This is a genomic window from Bradyrhizobium sp. BRP22, from assembly GCF_020194175.1.
Lineage (GTDB): Bacteria > Pseudomonadota > Alphaproteobacteria > Rhizobiales > Xanthobacteraceae > Bradyrhizobium.
Map to the genome: position 1 here is coordinate 409,000 of NZ_JADYVX010000001.1, position 18,778 is coordinate 427,777.

18 protein-coding genes are annotated in these 18,778 nt (G+C 63.5%); 11 read left to right on the plus strand and 7 right to left on the minus strand.

Annotated features, from left to right (window positions below; all coding sequences use genetic code 11):
• Positions 1-2 precede the first annotated feature (2 nt).
• The 10 genes from I6F35_RS01815 (at position 3) to I6F35_RS01860 (ending at position 9,677) form a co-directional block, all read left to right on the plus strand.
• A complete protein-coding gene (locus tag I6F35_RS01815; RefSeq protein WP_225115919.1) occupies positions 3-1,658 on the plus strand; it encodes a nitrite/sulfite reductase in 1,656 nt (551 codons plus the stop codon).
• A complete protein-coding gene (locus tag I6F35_RS01820) occupies positions 1,645-2,160 on the plus strand; it encodes a DUF934 domain-containing protein (protein ID WP_225115920.1) in 516 nt (171 codons plus the stop codon). The genes I6F35_RS01815 and I6F35_RS01820 overlap by 14 nt, the downstream gene beginning before the upstream one ends.
• Entirely contained in the window at positions 2,157-2,888 is a 732-nt protein-coding gene (locus tag I6F35_RS01825) for a phosphoadenylyl-sulfate reductase (protein ID WP_225115921.1), read from the plus strand. Before I6F35_RS01820 ends, I6F35_RS01825 begins: the two co-directional genes overlap by 4 nt.
• A gap of 122 nt (positions 2,889-3,010) precedes the next feature.
• Positions 3,011-4,000, plus strand: coding sequence for a sulfate ABC transporter substrate-binding protein (locus I6F35_RS01830; protein ID WP_225115922.1), 990 nt, complete (start codon positions 3,011-3,013; stop codon positions 3,998-4,000).
• Between the two features lie 123 nt (positions 4,001-4,123).
• On the plus strand, positions 4,124-4,930 hold the full coding sequence (gene cysT, locus I6F35_RS01835; RefSeq protein ID WP_225116026.1) for a sulfate ABC transporter permease subunit CysT: 807 nt from the start codon (positions 4,124-4,126) through the stop codon (positions 4,928-4,930).
• A gap of 11 nt (positions 4,931-4,941) precedes the next feature.
• Complete coding sequence (gene cysW / locus I6F35_RS01840; protein WP_225115923.1) at positions 4,942-5,904, plus strand: sulfate ABC transporter permease subunit CysW; 963 nt, start codon at positions 4,942-4,944, stop codon at positions 5,902-5,904.
• A complete protein-coding gene (locus I6F35_RS01845) occupies positions 5,894-6,937 on the plus strand; it encodes a sulfate ABC transporter ATP-binding protein (protein WP_225115924.1) in 1,044 nt (347 codons plus the stop codon). The genes cysW and I6F35_RS01845 overlap by 11 nt, the downstream gene beginning before the upstream one ends.
• A gap of 174 nt (positions 6,938-7,111) precedes the next feature.
• Complete coding sequence (locus tag I6F35_RS01850; protein WP_225115925.1) at positions 7,112-7,609, plus strand: CAP domain-containing protein; 498 nt, start codon at positions 7,112-7,114, stop codon at positions 7,607-7,609.
• A 96-nt stretch (positions 7,610-7,705) separates the two neighbouring features.
• The gene (locus tag I6F35_RS01855) at positions 7,706-8,881 is read left to right on the plus strand and encodes a DUF3734 domain-containing protein (protein ID WP_225115926.1); all 1,176 of its coding nucleotides are present in this window, start codon (positions 7,706-7,708) and stop codon (positions 8,879-8,881) included.
• A 7-nt stretch (positions 8,882-8,888) separates the two neighbouring features.
• The gene (locus I6F35_RS01860; RefSeq protein ID WP_225115927.1) at positions 8,889-9,677 is read left to right on the plus strand and encodes a 3-hydroxybutyrate dehydrogenase; all 789 of its coding nucleotides are present in this window, start codon (positions 8,889-8,891) and stop codon (positions 9,675-9,677) included.
• Between the two features lie 346 nt (positions 9,678-10,023).
• Here I6F35_RS01860 and I6F35_RS01870 read toward each other — a convergent pair whose 3' ends face one another.
• The 6 genes from I6F35_RS01870 to I6F35_RS01895 are packed head-to-tail and all read right to left on the minus strand — an operon-like array spanning position 10,024 to position 16,218.
• A complete protein-coding gene (locus I6F35_RS01870) occupies positions 10,024-10,296 on the minus strand; it encodes a hypothetical protein (RefSeq protein WP_225115928.1) in 273 nt (90 codons plus the stop codon).
• A gap of 32 nt (positions 10,297-10,328) precedes the next feature.
• On the minus strand, positions 10,329-11,033 hold the full coding sequence (locus I6F35_RS01875) for an ABC transporter ATP-binding protein (protein WP_225115929.1): 705 nt from the start codon (positions 11,031-11,033) through the stop codon (positions 10,329-10,331).
• Entirely contained in the window at positions 11,020-12,912 is a 1,893-nt protein-coding gene (locus I6F35_RS01880) for a branched-chain amino acid ABC transporter ATP-binding protein/permease (protein ID WP_225115930.1), read from the minus strand. The genes I6F35_RS01875 and I6F35_RS01880 overlap by 14 nt, the downstream gene beginning before the upstream one ends.
• Positions 12,909-13,784, minus strand: coding sequence for a branched-chain amino acid ABC transporter permease (locus tag I6F35_RS01885; protein WP_225115931.1), 876 nt, complete (start codon positions 13,782-13,784; stop codon positions 12,909-12,911). The genes I6F35_RS01880 and I6F35_RS01885 overlap by 4 nt, the downstream gene beginning before the upstream one ends.
• A gap of 9 nt (positions 13,785-13,793) precedes the next feature.
• On the minus strand, positions 13,794-15,113 hold the full coding sequence (locus I6F35_RS01890) for a substrate-binding protein (protein ID WP_225115932.1): 1,320 nt from the start codon (positions 15,111-15,113) through the stop codon (positions 13,794-13,796).
• A 55-nt stretch (positions 15,114-15,168) separates the two neighbouring features.
• Positions 15,169-16,218, minus strand: a complete 1,050-nt coding sequence (locus I6F35_RS01895) for a carbon-nitrogen hydrolase family protein (protein ID WP_225115933.1) — start codon at positions 16,216-16,218, stop codon at positions 15,169-15,171.
• Positions 16,219-16,379: 161 nt separating this feature from the next.
• On the opposite strand from I6F35_RS01895, the gene I6F35_RS01900 reads away from it, so the two are divergent.
• Positions 16,380-17,351 (plus strand): LysR family transcriptional regulator, encoded by a 972-nt coding sequence (locus tag I6F35_RS01900; RefSeq protein WP_225115934.1) that lies wholly within the window; start codon positions 16,380-16,382, stop codon positions 17,349-17,351.
• Here the strand turns inward: I6F35_RS01900 and I6F35_RS01905 are convergent.
• Complete coding sequence (locus I6F35_RS01905) at positions 17,348-18,721, minus strand: oligosaccharide flippase family protein (protein WP_225115935.1); 1,374 nt, start codon at positions 18,719-18,721, stop codon at positions 17,348-17,350. The genes I6F35_RS01900 and I6F35_RS01905 overlap by 4 nt on opposite strands.
• Positions 18,722-18,778: the final 57 nt, after the last annotated feature.

An 18,778-nucleotide genomic window follows, 5' to 3' on the forward strand; every position in this document is an offset into this window, starting at 1 on the left:
TCATGTACGCATATGACGAACTCGACCGCACGCTCCTTCACGAACGTGTCGAAGAATTCCGCGACCAGGTGAAGCGCCGCCTTTCCGGCGAACTCACCGAGGATGAATTCAAGATCCTGCGATTGCAGAACGGCGTGTATCTGCAGCTCCACGCCTATATGTTCCGCGTCGCGATCCCTTACGGCACGCTGTCGTCGAAGCAGCTACGTGCGCTTGCCCATGTCGCGCGCCGCTACGACCGCGGCTATGGCCATTTCACCACGCGGCAGAACATCCAGTTCAACTGGATCAAGCTTGCCGAACTGCCGGACGCGCTTGCCGATCTCGCCGAGGTCGGCATCCATGCGATGCAGACCTCCGGCAACAACATGCGCAACGTCACCTCCGACCAGTGGGCCGGTGTTGCGCCCGGCGAAGTCGAGGATCCCCGCATCTGGTCGGAGCTGTTGCGCCAGCACACCACGCTGCATCCGGAATTCTCGTTCCTGCCGCGCAAATTCAAGATCGCGATCACGGCCTCCGAGCACGACCGCGCCGCGATCAAGATCCACGACATCGGCCTGCGGTTGCACAAGAACGCCGATGGCGAGACTGGCTTCGAGGTGCTGGTCGGCGGCGGGCTCGGCCGCACGCCTTTCATCGCCAAGACCATCAAGCCGTTCGTGCACGGCCGCGACATCCTGAGCTATGTCGAGGCGATCCTGCGCGTCTACAACCAGTACGGCCGCCGCGACAACATCTACAAGGCGCGCATCAAGATCCTGGTGCACGAGCTCGGCATCGAGAAGTTCGGCAAGGAAGTCGAGGAAGAGTGGCAGCAATTGCGCGACAGCGCCCTGACGCTCGATGACGCCGCGATCGAGGAGGTGCGTTCGCGCTTTTCCTATCCGGCCTACGAGAAGCTGCCGCATATGCCCGACGAGCTGAAGCAGGCGGCGCATGATCCGGTGTTCGAGCGCTGGCGCAAGAACTCGGTGTTTCCGCACAAGGTGCAGGGCTATTCGATCGTGACGCTGTCGCTGAAGCCGGTCGGTGGTCCGCCTGGTGATGCCACCGCCGAGCAGATGGATGTGATCGCCGATCTCGCCGACCGCTATTCCTTCGGTGAGATCCGCGTCGGCCATGAGCAGAACCTGGCGTTGCCGCATGTCGCCAAGCGCGACCTGCCGGCGCTGTGGAAGGCGCTCGACAAGGCCGGGCTCGCGACGCCGAACGTGAATCTGGTCTCCGACATCATCGCCTGCCCGGGGCTCGACTACTGCTCGCTGGCGAATGCGCGCTCGATCCCGATCGCGCAGGAATTGACACGGCGCTTTGCCAATCACGACACCGCGGGCCTGATCGGCCGGCTGCACATCAACATCTCCGGCTGCATCAATGCCTGCGGCCATCACCATGTCGGCCATATCGGCATTCTGGGTGTCGAGAAGAACGGCGAGGAGTTTTACCAGATCACGATCGGCGGCCGCGCCGACGAGAGTGCCGCGCTCGGCACGCTGATCGGACCTTCGGTGCCCTATGCCGAGGTCGCCGACGTGGTCGAGGACATCGTAGAGGCCTATCTGGCGCTGCGCGACTCCCCCGATGAACTCTTCATCGACACGGTCAAGCGGCTCGGCGTCGAACCTTTCAGGGAGCGGGTCTATGCCACTCGTTAAGAACGGAAAAATCGCAACCGACATCTACGTCCATGTTGCCGATGACGCGCAGATTCCCGCCAACGGCGCCATCCTGGTGCCGGCGGGGCGCTTCCTCGAAGATCCCGAGGCGCTGCTGAAGCGTCCGGACAAGGTCGGCGTGCTCTGGCCGAACAACCGCGACCTCGACGATCTCGTGCCCTATCTCGATCGGCTTGCTGCGGTCGCGCTGGTGTTTCCATCGTTCCGCGACGGCCGCGCCTATAGCCAGGCGCGGCTGCTCCGGGAGCGTTATCGCTACCGGGGGGAATTGCGCGCCACCGGCCAGGTATTGCGCGACCAGTTCGTGTTCATGCTGCGCGCCGGCTTCGACGCGCTCGACGTGAAGAAAGAAAAGGATGCGGATGCCTTCGCCGACACGGTGAAGCGCTACACGGTGTTCTATCAGCCCACCGGCGATGGTCGCGCCACCGCGCTGAGCCGCCGCACGCAATTGCGCCATTCCGAAAGCGCCAGCCCATGAACACGCTGGCGCCCGACATCACGATCGAGGCGTCGGCGGCGCGGCCGTCCGCGCAAGAGCTCGATCGCGCTCTGCGCGCGGCGACGCCTCACGAAATCATCGAGACCGCGCTGAAGGCGGTCGGCCGCGAGCGCCTTGCGCTGGTCTCGTCCTTCGGCACGGAATCGGCGGCGCTGCTCAAGGTGATGGCCGATGTCGATCCGGCCATCCCCGTGATTTTCCTCGATACCGGCTGGCTGTTCGCGGAAACGCTCGCCTACCGCGATACGCTGATCGATGCCTTAGGCCTGCGTGATGTCCGCTCGATCAAGCCGCTCGAGGAGACCTTGAGGCGCGAAGATCCCGAGCGCGATCTCTGGTTCTCCGATCCCGACGCCTGCTGCCGCATCCGCAAGGTCGAGCCGCTTTCGCGCGCGCTGGCGCCGTTCGCGGCCTGGCTCAACGGGCGCAAGCGCTTCCAGGGCGGCACCCGAGCCGACATTCCCGTGGTCGAGGAAGACGGCAGCCGGCTGAAATTCAACCCCTTCGCCAATGCGACGCGGGAAGAGATCGAAGCGATCTACCGGGACGGCAGGTTGCCGCCACATCCGCTTGTCGCCTCCGGATATATGTCGGTCGGCTGCATGCCCTGCACCAGCCGCACCGCGCCCGATGAGGACGCGCGCGCCGGCCGCTGGCGCGGCCGGGCCAAGACAGAATGCGGCATTCATACGATGAAGACTTCTTAGGACAATGACGCTGCCCCGCCGCAAACAATGAAATGCGGTTCCGTTGACTAAAGCGCTCTCCGCCGCGAGTTATGTTCCGCGTGCTCCGGTGTTTGCTTCATCCGCTTTGAATGGAGATAGAGATGGTCCGTCGTATCCTGCCGCTCGTCGCGGGCTTGCTGTGGGCGGGTTCGGCCTTCGCTGCCGACTACTCGCTGCTGAACGTGTCCTATGATCCGACGCGTGAGCTCTATGTCGATTTCAACAAGGCGTTTGCCGCGGCCTATCAGAAGGAGACCGGCAAGACCGTCGAGATCAAGCAGTCGCATGGCGGCTCCGGCTCGCAGGCGCGCGCCGTGATCGACGGCCTGCAGGCCGATGTGGTCACGCTTGCGCTTGCCTACGACGTCGACGCAGTCGCGGCCAAAGGCCTGATCCCGTCGGACTGGCAGAAGCGCCTGCCGCAGAATGCCGCGCCCTATACCTCGACCATCGTCTTTCTGGTGCGCAAGGGTAATCCCAAGGGCATCAAGGATTGGGACGATCTGATCAAGCCCGGCGTCAGTGTCATCACGCCCAACCCGAAGACCTCGGGCGGCGCGCGCTGGAATTATCTCGCGGCCTGGGGCTACGCGCTGAAGAAGCTCGGCTCCGTCGACAAGGCCAGGCAGTTTGTTGCCGACCTCTACAAGAACGTGCCCGTGCTCGACACCGGCGCGCGTGGCTCGACCGTCACTTTCGTGGAGCGCGGCGTCGGCGACGTGCTGCTCGCCTGGGAGAACGAGGCATTTCTGGCGCAGCGCGAATTCGGCAAGGACAAGTTCGAGATTGTCTCGCCGCCGCTGTCCATCCTCGCCGAGCCGCCGATCGCGGTCGTCGACGCGGTCGCCGACAAGAAGGGCACCAAGCCGGTCGCGGAGGCCTACCTGAAATATTGGTATACCAGGGAGGGTCAGGAAATCGCCGCGCGCAATTCCTACCGTCCGCGCGATCCGGAGATCGCCAAGGAATACGAGAAATCCTTCGCCAAGGTTGAACTTTTCACCATCGACGACGTTTTTGGTGGTTGGGCCAAGGCGCAGAAGGAGCACTTCGCCGAAGGCGGCATTTTCGACCAGATCTACAAGAACTGATCTGGTGCGCATGATCCGGAAAGTGGGGACCGGTTTTCCGACAAGATCATGCGCCAATCTTGCGCCCGTTGGGGGGCAGAAGCAGGGGGATAGGTGAGCACAGCGGTTGCACGGCGCAGCACCTTGCCGGGATTCGGTCTCACCATGGGACTGACCCTGACATGGCTCTCCGTTATCGTCCTGATTCCGCTCGCCGGCCTCTTCCTCAAGACACTTGACCTGAGCTTTGACCAGTTCTGGAGCATCATCACCAGCCGCCGCACCCTGAGTGCGCTCAGGATTTCATTCGGGCTGTCCTTTGCCGCGGCCTGCGTCAATCTGGTGATGGGCACGATCATCGTCTGGGCGCTGGTGCGCTACCGTTTTCCGGGAAGGCGGCTGTTCGACGCGATCGTCGACATCCCCTTCGCGCTGCCGACCGCGGTCGCCGGCGTCGCGCTGACCCAGCTCTTTGCGCAGAAGGGCTGGCTGGGCGCGCCGCTCGCCGAACTGGGCATCAAGGTCGCCTTCACGCCGATCGGCATTTTCGTCGCGATGGTCTTCATCGGCATTCCGTTCGTAGTGCGGACGGTGCAGCCGGTGCTGATCGATCTCGATCCCGAGATCGAGGAGGCCGCGGCAAGCCTTGGCGCCAATCGCTGGCACACGGTGTTTCGCGTGATCCTGCCGAGCCTGATTCCCGCGCTGCTCACCGGCTTTGCGCTCGCCTTTGCGCGCGCCGTCGGCGAATACGGCTCGGTGATTTTCATTGCCGGCAATCTGCCTAATGTGTCCGAGATCGCGCCCCTGCTCATCGTGATCCGGCTTTCCGAATTCCGTTATGCGGATGCCACCGCGATCGCGGTGGTCATGCTGCTGGCTTCCTTCGTCATCATCTTCGCGGTCAATCGCCTGCAGCGCTGGGCGCAGACCCGCATTCCCACCCATTAGAGGCCGGATCGATGCCGACGCAATCGAACCTGGCTTCCTCTACCGCACAGGTGCGGGCCTATGCTCCGACGGCCGACCTCAATGTCTCCTCGCCGCCATCGCAGCGGGAGAAAGCGCGCCCGCATGCGGCTGCCTCGCAGCGGGATCTGCGCACCGAGCCCGGGCCGATCCGCTTCCTGATCATCGCGCTGGCGGTGATCTTCCTTACCGTGTTCGTGGTGCTGCCGCTGGTCGTGGTGTTCGCGTCGGCGTTTTCACGCGGCATCACGGCCTATTTCGCCGCGCTCTCCGAGCCGGAGGCGCTCTCGGCGATCAGGTTGACGCTGCTGATCGCGGCGATCTCGGTCAGCCTCAACCTGATCTTCGGCGTGATCGCGGCCTGGGCAATTTCGAAATTCGATTTCGCCGGCAAGACTTTTCTGATCACGCTGATCGACCTGCCGTTCTCGGTCAGCCCGGTCATATCGGGCCTGGTCTTCGTGCTGCTGTTCGGCGCGCAGGGCTTCTTCGGGACGTGGCTGCAGGCACACAACATCCACATCCTGTTCGCGGTGCCCGGCATTGCGCTCGCCACCATCTTCGTGACCTTCCCCTTCGTCGCACGCTCGCTGATCCCGCTGATGCAGGAGCAGGGCACGCAGGAAGAGGAAGCGGCGATCTCACTGGGCGCGTCAGGATTGCAGACCTTTTTCCGCGTCACCTTGCCCAACATCAAATGGGGCCTGCTGTACGGCGTCCTGTTGTGCAACGCGCGCGCGATGGGCGAGTTCGGCGCGGTGTCGGTGGTGTCTGGCCATATCCGCGGCGAGACCAACACCATGCCGCTGCTGGTCGAAATCCTCTATAATGAATATCAGTTCGTGGCGTCATTCGCGATCGCGTCGCTGCTTGCGATGCTGGCGCTGATCACGCTGATTGTGAAGACGATCCTCGAGCGGCGTCTGGACGAAGGGCAGATTGTCAGTGACGATTGAAGTCAGAAACATCGTAAAGAAATTCGGCGATTTCACAGCGCTCGACAATGTCAGCTTGAAGGTCGGCGACGGTGAGCTGTTGGCGCTGCTCGGGCCGTCCGGCTCAGGCAAGACCACGCTGCTGCGGATCATTGCCGGCCTCGACTGGCCTGAGGCGGGCGAAGTCACGATCGACGGCGAGGATGCGCTTGGCCGCGGCGCCAGCGAGCGCCATGTCGGTTTCGTGTTCCAGCACTACGCGCTGTTTCGCCACATGACGGTGTTCGAGAACGTCGCCTTCGGCCTGCGCGTGCAGCCGCGCGCGATCCGCAAGGACGAGCAGGCGATCCGCGCCCGCGTCAAGGAGTTGCTCGACCTCGTGCAGCTCGACTGGCTGTCGGACCGCTACCCCAGCCAGCTCTCCGGCGGCCAGCGCCAGCGCATCGCGCTTGCGCGTGCGCTCGCCATCGAGCCTCGCATCCTGCTGCTCGATGAGCCCTTCGGCGCGCTCGATGCCAAGGTGCGCAAGGAACTCCGGCAGTGGCTGCGCTCGCTGCATCAGGAGATCCACGTCACCTCGATCTTCGTCACCCACGACCAGGAAGAGGCGCTCGAGGTCGCCAACCGCGTGGTGGTCATGGACAAGGGCCGTATCGAGCAGATCGGCACCCCCGGCGAGGTTTATGACAATCCGGCGACGGCCTTCGTCCACGGCTTCATCGGCGAATCGATCGTGCTGCCGGTCGATGTCAGCGACGGCGCAGTCCGGCTCGGCGGCAAGCCGCTCAACATCGCCGCCAACGGCGCGGCACCCGGCGCCTCCAAACTGTTCGTGCGCCGCCATGACATGCAGATCGGCCCGGCGGGAGGCGGATCGCTGGAAGGGGCGGTGCGCCGCGTCCGCTCCTTCGGCCCGATCCAGCGAGCGGAGGTCGCGCTTGCGGACAGCGAAGGCAAGACCGTGATCGAGATCGATGCGCCGCGCGACCGGGAACTGCAGGCCGGCGAAATCATCTCGCTCGAGCCGCGCCGCTACCGTATTTTTGCGGCCTGATAATGGTTGTCATTCCGGGGCGGTGCGAAGCACCGAACCCGGAATCTCGAGATTCCGGGTTCGCTTCGCGCCCCGGAATGACGGCTGCACCCCGGCAAAAAATCATTCCCCGTTCACCATTCAGCCACGGTTGGTATGCAACAACGGCAGACCAACCTTGGGGGAATCCTTTCAGTGAAACGGACGACCGTCGCCCTTCTTGGGCTTCTGGTGCTGGGCGGCTGCGCGACAGACACTCCACTTCCGGAACAGCCGGCCATGTATGTCAACATGGCCGCGCCCGGCGCCGTCCTGGACACCCAGGCCGCCGCGACCATGATCTCGCAATATCGCCAGAACAACGGCCTCGGCGCCGTGGTGGTGGATCCTGCGCTCGTGAAGGTCGCCGAGCAGCAGTCGCAGGCCATGGCCGCCCGCAACAAGATGGATCATGACGTCAAGGCCCCGCTCGGGAAACGGCTGGAAGGCTCCGGCTATCCGGCAACGGTGGCGGTCGAAAACGTCTCCGCCGGCTATCACACGCTCGCGGAAGCATTTTCAGGCTGGCGGGATTCGCCCCCGCACCGGGCCAACATGCTCAAGGGCGGTGTCACAAAATTGGGCATTGCGGCGAGCTATGCGCCGGGCACCAAGTACAAGGTGTTCTGGACGCTCATCCTGGCGTCAACCTAACCTCTGTGTGATCGAACGCGCCCATCGGGCCGATTGACGTGGTCGCCAACTGCCGCCACGGTGAGCGCCATTATGTTTCACTGATTGACGGTCACGATGGATACTTCCGATCCGGCGCCCGCCACGACGCCCGCGAAGGCGCAACGCGTATTGGTCCTGCAGGGCGGCGGCGCCCTTGGCTCGTATCAGGCCGGCGCCTTTGAAGCGCTGTGTCGCTCCGGCTTCGAACCTGAATGGATCGCCGGCATCTCGATCGGCGCCATCAATGCCGCGATCATCGCCGGCAACGAGGCGGAAAAGCGCGTGCCGCGCTTGAAGGAATTCTGGGAGATGGTATCGGCGCCGGTGTCCTGGAATCCGGTAACGCCGGGTGATCGCGCCCGCACGTTGTTCAACGAAACCAGTGCCGCCATCATCGCCACATTCGGTGTCCCCGGCTTCTTCACGCCGCGGATTCCGCCGGCGCCGTTCTGGCCCACCGGCAGACCGGAGTCGCAAAGCTATTACGACACCGCTCCGCTGAAGAAGACACTGGAGCGGCTGGTCGATTTCGACCGCATCAACGACCTCAAGACCCGGCTGTCCGTCGGCGCTGTCGGCGTGACCTCCGGCAACTTCAGATATTTCGACAATTACGAATTCAAGAAGCTCGGCAAGAAGATCGGCCCCGAACACATCATGGCCTCAGGCGCGTTGCCGCCGGGCTTTCCTTCGGTGCTCATCGATGGCGAGCATTACTGGGACGGCGGCATCGCCTCCAACACCCCGCTCGATTTCGTGCTGGACGAGGAGACCCAGCGTGATCTCCTGATCTTCCAGGTTGACCTGTTCAGCGCCCGTGGGCCGCTGCCGGTATCGTTGCTGGAAGCCGCCGAGCGCGAAAAGGATATCCGCTATTCCAGCCGCACCCGGATGAACACCGACAAGAACAGGCAGATTCACAATGCGCGGATGGCGGTGCGCGACCTCATCGGCAAGCTGCCGGACTACCTGAAGAACGATCCCTCCGTGGAATTGCTACGGCAGGCCTCGAAGGAGAACACGGTCACGGTGGTGCACCTGATCTACCGCAGCAAGAATTACGAGACATCGTCGAAGGACTACGACTTCTCCCACGTTGCCATGGTCGAGCATTGGGACGCCGGTGTCCGCGACGTGCATTTGTCGATGCGTCACAAAGAATGGCTAGAACGGCCGCAGTCCGGGGAAACCATGGTGACCTACGATCTCACGGGGGACGTCGATCCGTTCCCCGCAGGCAAGAAGGAGTGAAGCAGATATGGCTACGTTGACAGGCAAGACTGCCGTCGTGACCGGCTCGACCAGCGGTATCGGATTGGCGATTGCGCGCAAATTCGCCAGTGCCGGTGCCAATGTCGTCATCAATGGCATGGGCGTGCCGGCCGATATCGAGCGGGAGCGCTCCGGCATCGAGACTGATTTCAAGGTCAAGGCCGCCTATTCGCCGGCCGATATGACCAAGCCTGCCGAGATCGCCGAGATGATCGCGCTCGGCGAGAAGACCTTCGGCTCGGTCGACATCCTCGTCAACAATGCCGGCATCCAGTTCGTCTCCCCGATCGAGGAGTTTCCGATCGAGAAGTGGGATGCGATCATCGCGATCAACCTGTCGTCGGCGTTTCACGGCATCCGCGCCGCGGTGCCGGGGATGAAGAAGCGCGGCTGGGGCCGCATCATCAACACCGCTTCCGCGCATTCGCTGGTCGCCTCGCCGTTCAAATCGGCCTATGTCTCGGCGAAGCACGGCATCGCCGGCCTCACCAAGACGGTGGCGCTGGAGCTTGCGACTTTCAAGATCACCTGCAACTGCATCAGCCCGGGCTATGTCTGGACGCCGCTGGTCGAGCACCAGATTCCGGAGACCATGAAGGCGCGCAACATGACCAAGGAGCAGGTCATCCGCGACGTGCTGCTGGAGGCCCAGCCGACCAAGGAATTCGTAACCGCCGATCAGGTCGCCTCGCTCGCGCTGTTCCTGTGCAGCGACGACGCTGCGCAGATCACCGGCTCCAATTACTCGATCGACGGCGGCTGGACCGCGGAGTAGGGCCATTCTCGTGTGTCCCTCTCGGCTGCAGTCGGGAGGGACGTGATGCCGTTACTTTAACTTGGCTGGAGGAAGGGACGCCGTGAGGTGTGGCGGATGTGCAGGACGTCAATGGCGTCGCCGCGAACGCGATAAAATATCCGGAATGGATAGCGGACGACCGCGACGACGCGGATGGATGAGCGCTGGGAGACCCGTGGCGCTGACTCGGGTGCGCGGCGAATGCGGTCTCACACAACCAGAAATCGGTCCTCGATGGATCTGGCTATGGTCGGACTGGCGTTGGTAGAATAGTAAGTCGCGATTTCGGTGAGATCAGCGAGCGCTCGCCGAGACCAAACAAGCTTCATTTCGCGCGGAACTTCGCAAAGGCAGCCTCAACCTCACGCTCGGTCGCAACTTCGCCAGCATCGATCGAGGCTGTCGCGGCATCAATCGCCAGCAGTTCCTCACGCGTTGCGACATACTCGTCGCTCCGCAATTCACTCTCGATTTGCTCTGCGACGGCGACAAGTTCATCTTGCGCGGCTTCCGGCCACGCCTGAACACGTTCCAAAAGATTTTTGAGGTCTGCTGCGGTCATCGCGAAATTATATGCCACCCCGGCCGGAAATGCCATGGCCCATCAAGATGGTGGCGCCGGAGCGTAGCTTACGCCGCAATGCCGAGAAAGTCGCGCGCCAGGTCGGGATTGGCGTCGAGATCGGCCGAGGTGCCTTCGAACACGACGTGGCCGTTGTTGAGGCCGTAAACGCGGTGGGCGAAGCTGAGGGCTGCCGTGACATTCTGCTCCACGACGATCATGGTGCGGCCTTCGGCGGCGAGATTGCGCGCCACCGTGACGAGGTCGCGCACGATCAATGGCGCGAGCCCCTCGAATGGCTCGTCGAGCAGGATGATGCGGGCATCGCGGATCAAGGCGCGGGCAATCGCCAGCATCTGCTGCTCGCCACCGGATAACGTTCGCCCCAATGACCTGCGGCGCTCCTTCAGCCGCGGAAACATCGCGTAGATCCGCTCGAATGACCAGGCGTTCGGCGCGGTCAGCGCGGCGATGCGCAAGTTTTCTTCCACGGTGAGGCCGCCGAAAATCGCGCGCTCCTCGGGAACGAGCTGTACGCCGAGGTTGGCGATGGCGGATGGCGGGAGGCCGGCGATCGGCTTGCCATCGAGTCGGATTTGGCCGCTCTGCGGCGCCAGCACACCCATGATCGACCGCAGCGTGGTGGTCTTGCCGGCGCCGTTGCGGCCGAGCAAAGCCACCACTTCGCCTTCCTCGACCCGGATCGAAACGTCGAACAGGACGTGGGAATCGCCGTACAGCGTGTTGATGCGGTCGACCTCAAGCAGGCTCATGCGCGTGCAATCCTCCAAGGTAAGCATCCTGAACCTGCCGATTCCTGCGGATCTCGTCGGGCGGCCCGTCTGCCAGCAAACGCCCCTCGTAGAGAACCGTGATCTGCTCGGCCAGTCCGAAGATCGCATTGAGGTCGTGCTCGACGATCACGATCGTGCATGCGCGCGCGATGTCACGGATCAGCGCACAGGTGGCGGCGCGTTCCGAGGGGCTCATGCCCGCGAGCGGCTCATCGAGCAGCAGAACGTTCGGGCTGGTGGCGAGCGCCATGCCGATTTCGAGCCGCCGTTTTTCACCATAGGCCAGAATGTGCGCCGGCGTCTCGGCGCGCTCGATAAGGTCGAGCAGCGCCAGCACCGAGTCGACCTGTTGTTCGGCGTCCGGCAGGCTGTCCGCAGACCGCAACAGATCGATGCGCATCGGGCCACGGCGGCGTCCCAGCGCCGCGATGCGCAGGTTCTCGCGTACGGACAGGTTCGGGAATAGCTGGTTGAGCTGGTTGCTCTTGGCGATGCCGAGCTGGGCGGCCTGGCTGACACCCGACCCGGTGATCCTTGTTCCGAACAGCAGCACGTCCCCGGAGGTCGGGCTGACCTCGTCCAGGAGCATCTTGAACAACGTGCTCTTGCCGGCGCCATTGGGGCCGATCACGGCGTGAATGGTGCCGCAGCGCACCTTGAAGGAAACGCCGTCGACCGCTTTCAATCCGCCATAGTGGCGCGCCAGCGAACGTGCTTCGAGCGCAATCTCGCTTTCGCCTCTACTTTCGCTTCTCTTGGGCGCCGGCAATGGCAACACGATGTCTCGTGCGTGGCTCGCCAGAGTTATCGTGACGGCATCGCCCGACGCCTCGATCGCCAGTGTCGCGGCTTCGGCGGCACGCAGCGCCGCAGTATCGCGCCGCTCGGTCCACCAATGGGCGATCTCCCCGCAGATGCCGCGGCGCAGGCCGATCACCAGCACGATAAAGGCAATGCCGAGCACGAGCTTCCACAGCGTGGCGAAGGCTGGAATGAGTTGCAGATTGTCGCGCAGCCACATCCAAACTGCGGCTCCGATGAGCGGCCCGATCAGCGTGCCGGCGCCGCCGACAATGGTTTGCACCACCAGTTGTCCTGACGTCTCCAGCGAGAAGGCGTCCGGCGGCATGTAGCTCTGGAACGAGCCGAGCAGGCCGCCGGCGAGCCCGGCATAGAGTGCGGCGATGACGAACGCGGTCAGCTTGTAGGCCGCCACGTTGTGGCCGAGCATCGCAACGCGACCGGTATTCTCCTTGATCGCGCGCAATATCGCACCGACCGGCGAATGGACAATACGCCGCGCGAGCACGTAACCGGCGAAGAAGATGACGGCAAACAGCGCGTACATCGGCAGACCAGCGCTGATGCGGATGGCATGTTCGCCGAAGCCGAGCGTCGGCACCGGCACGCCCGGAATGCCGTTCTCGCCGCCGGTATAGTTCGACAACGGCGAATTCTCGATGAAATAGGCCATCTGGCCGAAGGCCAGCGTGATCATCGTGAAGTAAATGCCGATCCGACGCACCGCGAGCCAGCCGACGACAAGACCAAACAGCCCCGCTGCCACAGTGCCGGCGGCGAGCGCCAGCCACACGCTGCTCAATGTGCCTGAAACCAAGAGATAGGCCGTGACAAAACCGCCGACGCCGAAGAATGCGGCCTGTCCGAACGACAGCAGCCCGGTGAGCCCGAACAGGATGTCGAAGCCAAGGCCGATCAAGCCCCAGTTCAGCACCCGCGTCAGCAGGTCGGTGGAAAAGCCGAGATGCGGCAACGCGACCGGCGCCGCCAACAGCAGGACAAGAACAGAAAGCTCCGGAAGGTACTTCCGCGCTTCGCCCGATCGAACAGCTTTCATACCCGGCCTTCCGAGCCGAACAGCCCCTGCGGTCGCAGCACTAGCAGCAGCGCCATCAGCGCATAGAGCATCACTTCGGAATAGGAGGAGTTGAACGCGCTGGTCAGGCTGATGATCTCGCCGGCGATCAGGCCGCCGATGACGGCACCGGGAAACGAGCCGAGGCCGCCGAGCACGATGACAACGAATGATTGCGCCATGAAATTCGCGCCCATGTCGGGCGTCACCGCCACGACCGGCGCGTAGAGCATCCCCGCGAGTCCCACCGCCACCACGCCGATGGCGAACACCAAGAGGAAGGTGCGCCGAAGGTTGATGCCGAGAATGCCGACCATGCCGGGGTTCTCGATGCCCGCCCGGACAACGAGGCCCATCGAGGTGCGATAGAGCACGAGATAGAGGCTGAGCAGCAGCATGGCGACGATCGCAATCAACTGCAGGCGGTAGGTCGGGTAGATCAGGAATCCGAGCTGGGTGGCGCCTTGGCCCCAGGATGGCGTCGGCACGCGCTGTGCGTTGCCGCCGAAGATCGCGCGGACGCACTCCACCAGCACGATGCCGATGCCGTAAGTGACGAGGATCTGGTCTTCATGCGGACGGTTGTAGAACAGGCGGATGATGGTGCGCTCGAGCAGGACGCCGAGCGCCAGCATGAAGCCGCAGCCGACGACGACAGTCAGCACGAATGAGTGCGTGTATTGCAGCATCACGAAGGCGGCGTAGGCGCCCACCGCAAACAGCGCGCCATGGGCGAAGTTCAGGACGCCGAGCGTACCCAGGATGATCGTCAGCCCGCTGCTGACGAGCGCCAGCAGCGATCCGAGAGCCAGGCCGTTGAAAGCCTGCGAGATGAGGGCTGGCCAGCTCGGCATCGTCGCGGCTCAGGTATAGGGGCCGAGCTTGCAGCCGAAGAATTCCGGCGGGTTCATCGCACTTTCGCCGTCGGCGACGTCGACGATCTCATAAAAGTCTTCGGGGTTCTTCATTTCGGCCGGCGCCTTGCCGCGCAGGATCGGAATCGGGCGCACCATCTGGTGATCCTCGGCGCGGAAATAGACCTTTCCTATCGTGGTGTCATAAGGCTGCGATTTCGAGTTCTCCATCGCCTTGATGACTTCGACCGGATGGAACGTCTTGGCGCGCTCCACGGTGAGCGCCCAAAGATAGGTCTGCATGTAGCCGATATGGGCGCCCCAGCGCGGATGATACTTGTTCTGTGCCACGAAGGCCTCGACGAAAGTTTTCGCCAGCGGATAGCGATCCTGCAGCGTCCACCAGAAATCGCAGCTACCGTAGACGCCCTGCATGATCTCGGCGCCGAGTTCCTTGTCCTGGAACGACGACAGGTTGGGGACGACCAGCTTCATGCGCTTGAGCACGCCGAACTGTTCGGCCTGCTTGGTCGAGGCGACCGCATCGGCGCCGAACGCGATGTTGACGAACACGTCTGCACCGCTGTTGGCGATGTTGAGCAGGGCCGAGCTGTAATCGGTGGTGCCGAGAGGAACGACCTCCTTGGCGACCTGCTGCCAGCCCTGCTCCTTGGAGAACTTGGCAAAGCTGTCATAGACGGTGTGGCCGTAGGTATAGTCGGGCACGAGATAGGCGGTCTTGATGTTCTTGCCGAGCGCTTTTGCGACCACCGGCGCGAGCGCCTTTGCCGCCATGTAGGCGTTCTGCTGCGAGCGGAAGCCGTAGCGCTGGCAGTTCTTGCCGGTGATATCATTGGAGCCGGCAATGCCGACCATGTAGAGAACCTTTTCTCGGGAACCTAGCTCCTCAAGTGCGATCGCACTCGCGCTCGAGACCGAGCCTGCCAGCATGATCGCCTTGTCGCGTTGGATGAACTGTGTCGCGCTCTGCACGTCCAGATTGGGCTTGCCTTCGGTATCCGACACCTTGTAGCGAATCTGGCGGCCGAGCACGCCCTTGCCGGACAGTCCCCATTTCTGCGCAGCCTCGCCGCCGGCATTGATCTGCGCGATCGCCAGTTCATATCCGAGCTTGAGATCGCCGCCGTCGCCGGAGAACACGCCGGTGAGCGGAATGGTCAATCCGACGAAGACCGAATCCGCCGAAACGCCATCGGGGAACGTGCCGATGCTGGCCGGCGACTGCGCCAGCGCGCCGGCGCCTGGCAGCATGAGACCGGCCGCGGCGCCGGCGCCTCCGAGCAAAAGCTGACGACGATCGAACTTCATCACACACCTTCCCTGTTCATCACCGCTGTATCGGCGGTGGCGCTGCGAATTGGCATCAGCATCCCGTATGCGCTGGGTTCGGTCGCACTTCATCAACGCGAGCGGGAACCCCGGCCGCCTCCATCGAAGGCGCGGCTTCCGTGAACGAGACGGGGCTGAGACGGCGACGGTTGACGCTGAGGTCGAAAATGTCGAAGCGATTGTAGTAGCCGACCACGTCGTGAAACTGCTTCGGCTCGACGCAACGGTTGAGGTCGATGTCGGCATAGAGAATGCCTTCATCGTCGCGCAGGACGTCGCCGATCTGCTCGCCGGTCGGATCAAGGAAGAAGCTTTCCGCGCGCGGAGTGGCGTCGAGCACTGCCGCGGCCGAGGGATCGCGCTCGACCAGCATGTCGCGGGCCGCCTTGTCGAGCACGCCGGCTGTGACGATGCCGAACACCTTGGCTTCGAAACAATGCGCGCTGGCGCGAATCCGCGCCGCGGATGCGATGTGGTAGTTGCCTCCGATGGCCGGGCGCCGCGTCGGCCATACCGGCGGCCAGCTCGAAATGTGTAGCTGCTCGCCCTGCGCCATCAAGGAATAGCGGGCAAGGGGGTTGGTGTTCTCGCCGCAGATCAATTGCCCGATCTTGCCGAGCCTGGTGTCGACCACCCGCAGGCCGGCGCCGTCGCCATTGGCCCAGATCAACTTCTCGTAGAAGGTCGGTACCAGCTTGCGGTGGTGGTTGAGGATTTCGCCGTCTTCGCCGATCAGGAGATTCGAGTTCCAGATCGCGCCGACGCTTGCGGGCGTTTTCTCGCTGATGCCGATCGACACCATGATGCCGAGCGCGCGCGCCTCGTCACGGATCGCCTTGACCTCCGGGCCGTCGATCAGCACCGATTGATCCGCCATGCGGACGAACAGATCGTGATTGTCGATCGGGGCCGATAGCGCAGCCCACACCGGAAATGCCGGGATGAAAGTTTCGGAAAACGCCACAATCTCGGCGCCGGCGCCGGCTGCCTCGCGAATGAGCGAAATCGCCTTTTTGGTGGTCGCCTGTCGGTCGAGAAATACCGGCGCCGCATGGATGGCGGCGGCCTTGAAGTGGGGAAGCATCGGCCTGTCCTTTGTTTTGGACAGGCTAATTGGCTTCCGTTCGGCCTGGATATAGGCAATCCTGCAAGACGCCTTGCAGGTGGCGACAATCCGCCTCACCTCGGGCTGTGCTGAACTGCCCTTCTGCACGAGCTGGCACAGCTCTTGCGTATGAAGCCATCATGCACGAGTTCAATTCGCTCGACTGGGATGACCTCAAGGTGTTCCTGCAGGCGGCCCGCGGCGGCAGCCTCGGCAGCGCGGCCAAGCGGCTTCGTGTCGACCAATCGACCATCAGCCGCCGCATCGCGCATCTCGAAAGTACGCTCGGCGCGGCGCTGTTCGAGCGCTCGCCATCGGGCCTGCGGGTCAACGAGGTCGGCGAGCGCCTGCTCTGCCACGCGGACCGGATCGAAAGCGCCGTCATCGCGATGCGGGAAGAGGTGCAATCCGGCGGTGGCCGTACCGCCGGACGGGTGCGGTTGGGAACGATGGAAGGTATCGCGTCGCTCTATCTGGCGTCCCGTTTTTCCGCCCTCAGACGGCAGCACCCCGGCCTGACGGTCGAACTCCTGACCTCGCCGCAGGCGGTTTCCGTGAACCGTCGCGAAGCCGATCTCTTCCTGTCCTTCTTCCAGCCGAGAGGTCAGGGGATGGTGTCGGAGCGGATCGGTTGCTTTCAGCTCGGCCTGTATGGCTCGCGGAGCTACTTGGAGCGCGAAGGGATGCCGGAGAAGCCGGCCGAGCTGTCGCGCCACAGCTTCGTCACCTATATCGACGACCTGATTCAGCTCGACTCCGTGCGCTGGCTCGACGACATCATCAGGAGCCCTACAGTCAGCTTTCATTCCAACAGCATGATTGCGCAGATGAACGCCGCCGCCGGCGGACTGGGGCTGGTGCTGTTGCCGAGCTTCGCCGTCGCCGGCCGCGATGACCTCATCGCGGTGCTTCACGACAAGCTGTCGACGTCGCGCGAGGTATGGATCAACGTGCACAGCGATCTGCAATTTGTGCCACGCATCCGCGCCGTCTCGGGCTTTCTCAAGGCGACGTTCAAGTCCGATCCCTTGATGCAGGCGGACACGTCGGGCCGCAAGATGCTCGATGCGCTCCTGGTGACGGATCCGGCGGCGCCCGCGCTGCAGGACTAGGCCGCCTTGTTGCCGAACGCCAGCACGTGCAGCCCGAGCCGCCGGCGGACGATCCAGAACAACAGCACGGTCTCGAACGTCAGCGCGATCGACATCGCGGCAGCGGCGCCGTGGCCGCCGAAGCGTGGTACCAGCGCGACGCATAGCACCAGGTTCATGACGAAGGCGAGCGCATAGGCGAGCGCGCAGATCTTCTGGTGGCCGAGCATGTTGAGCAGCCGCTCGACCGGGCCGATCGCAGCGCGCACCACAAGCCCGATGGCGGCCAGGAACATGATGTCATAGCCGACAACAAATTGCGGCCCGAACAGCCAGAGCAGGGGCTTGCCGAAGATAAGCAGCAGGATGGTCGCGGCGAGCGACGGCCAGAATGTCCACTGGATCGCATGCGCGACATAGGCCGACAGCCGTGCCTTGTCGCCGAGCGCGTTGTATTCGGCGAAGCGATGCGCCGTCGTCGCCGACATTGCGTAGTGGATGAATGACACCAGCGCCAGCGTCTTCACCACGGCGAAATAGACGCCGACCTCCTCGGAGGAACGGAACTGCTGCAGCACCAGCACGTCGGTGTAGGACAGCAGCAGATAAAAACTCTCGACCAGCAGGATCGGCAGCGAGACCGCAAGCCAGCCGCTGACATCGTAGGCGCTCTCGCCCGGCTCGACATGAGCCGCGAGCCTGTGATTGAGTACCAGCATCTGGCCGATCATGGCGATCCACACCGCCGCCGCGCTGGCGAGCATCGCGGCGGTGGCGCCGAGACGGAAGCCGAGCACGACGGCACCGGCGGTGAAGCCGATGATCAGCGCCTGGCGCACGATGAATTGCGGCATCAGCCCGAGCCGCATCCAGTCATGCGAACGGGCGATGCCGTCCTGGGTATTGGCGACCACGAAAGCCGGCAGCGTCAGGCAGCCGATATAGAGCGGCACGATCGTTTCGGCGTCGATCCATGGCGACAGCAGTTTTACGAGGCCGGCGAGCAGCAGCGAAACCATGGTCGACACCGCAAAAGTCAGCCAGCGGCTGCCGGAGAGAAACCCGCGCAGCAGCGCGTGCTCGCCTGCCGTGCGGTATTCCGGGATCAGCTTCTGCGCGGAGGCCGAAATGCCGAAATCCATCATGCTGCCGAGCAGCAGCACCCAGGTCCAGACATAGACATAGACGCCGTAATCCGAGCTCCCCATCCAGCGCGCGAGCAGGATCTGCGAGAGATAGGCGACGACGGCGCTGACGACGCGGATGACGAAGATCGTCCCCGCCAGCCGCCGCGTGACCGACGCTTCGCCCGAGCCGCCAAGGAGCCCGCGCAGGCGCGCCATCATGCCCGTGGGCGAAGCGGTTGCGGATTGGGCGTCCATCACGGCCAAGGCGGAAATTTCCCGGAAATGCCGCGCGTTTGCGACAGGGCTCCTGAACTATCAACG

Excerpts from the sequence above, each read along its gene's own strand:
- I6F35_RS01815 (WP_225115919.1), top strand. The coding sequence starts at position 3 with ATGTACGCATATGACGAACTCGACCGCACGCTCCTTCACGAACGTGTC.
- I6F35_RS01820 (WP_225115920.1), top strand. The coding sequence starts at position 1,645 with ATGCCACTCGTTAAGAACGGAAAAATCGCAACCGACATCTACGTCCAT.
- I6F35_RS01825 (WP_225115921.1), top strand. The coding sequence starts at position 2,157 with ATGAACACGCTGGCGCCCGACATCACGATCGAGGCGTCGGCGGCGCGG.
- I6F35_RS01830 (WP_225115922.1), top strand. The coding sequence starts at position 3,011 with ATGGTCCGTCGTATCCTGCCGCTCGTCGCGGGCTTGCTGTGGGCGGGT.
- cysW (WP_225115923.1), top strand. The coding sequence starts at position 4,942 with ATGCCGACGCAATCGAACCTGGCTTCCTCTACCGCACAGGTGCGGGCC.
- I6F35_RS01855 (WP_225115926.1), top strand. The coding sequence starts at position 7,706 with ATGGATACTTCCGATCCGGCGCCCGCCACGACGCCCGCGAAGGCGCAA.
- I6F35_RS01860 (WP_225115927.1), top strand. The coding sequence starts at position 8,889 with ATGGCTACGTTGACAGGCAAGACTGCCGTCGTGACCGGCTCGACCAGC.
- I6F35_RS01870 (WP_225115928.1), bottom strand. The coding sequence starts at position 10,296 with ATGGCATTTCCGGCCGGGGTGGCATATAATTTCGCGATGACCGCAGCA.
- I6F35_RS01875 (WP_225115929.1), bottom strand. The coding sequence starts at position 11,033 with ATGAGCCTGCTTGAGGTCGACCGCATCAACACGCTGTACGGCGATTCC.
- I6F35_RS01880 (WP_225115930.1), bottom strand. The coding sequence starts at position 12,912 with ATGAAAGCTGTTCGATCGGGCGAAGCGCGGAAGTACCTTCCGGAGCTT.
- I6F35_RS01885 (WP_225115931.1), bottom strand. The coding sequence starts at position 13,784 with ATGCCGAGCTGGCCAGCCCTCATCTCGCAGGCTTTCAACGGCCTGGCT.
- I6F35_RS01890 (WP_225115932.1), bottom strand. The coding sequence starts at position 15,113 with ATGAAGTTCGATCGTCGTCAGCTTTTGCTCGGAGGCGCCGGCGCCGCG.
- I6F35_RS01895 (WP_225115933.1), bottom strand. The coding sequence starts at position 16,218 with ATGCTTCCCCACTTCAAGGCCGCCGCCATCCATGCGGCGCCGGTATTT.
- I6F35_RS01900 (WP_225115934.1), top strand. The coding sequence starts at position 16,380 with ATGCACGAGTTCAATTCGCTCGACTGGGATGACCTCAAGGTGTTCCTG.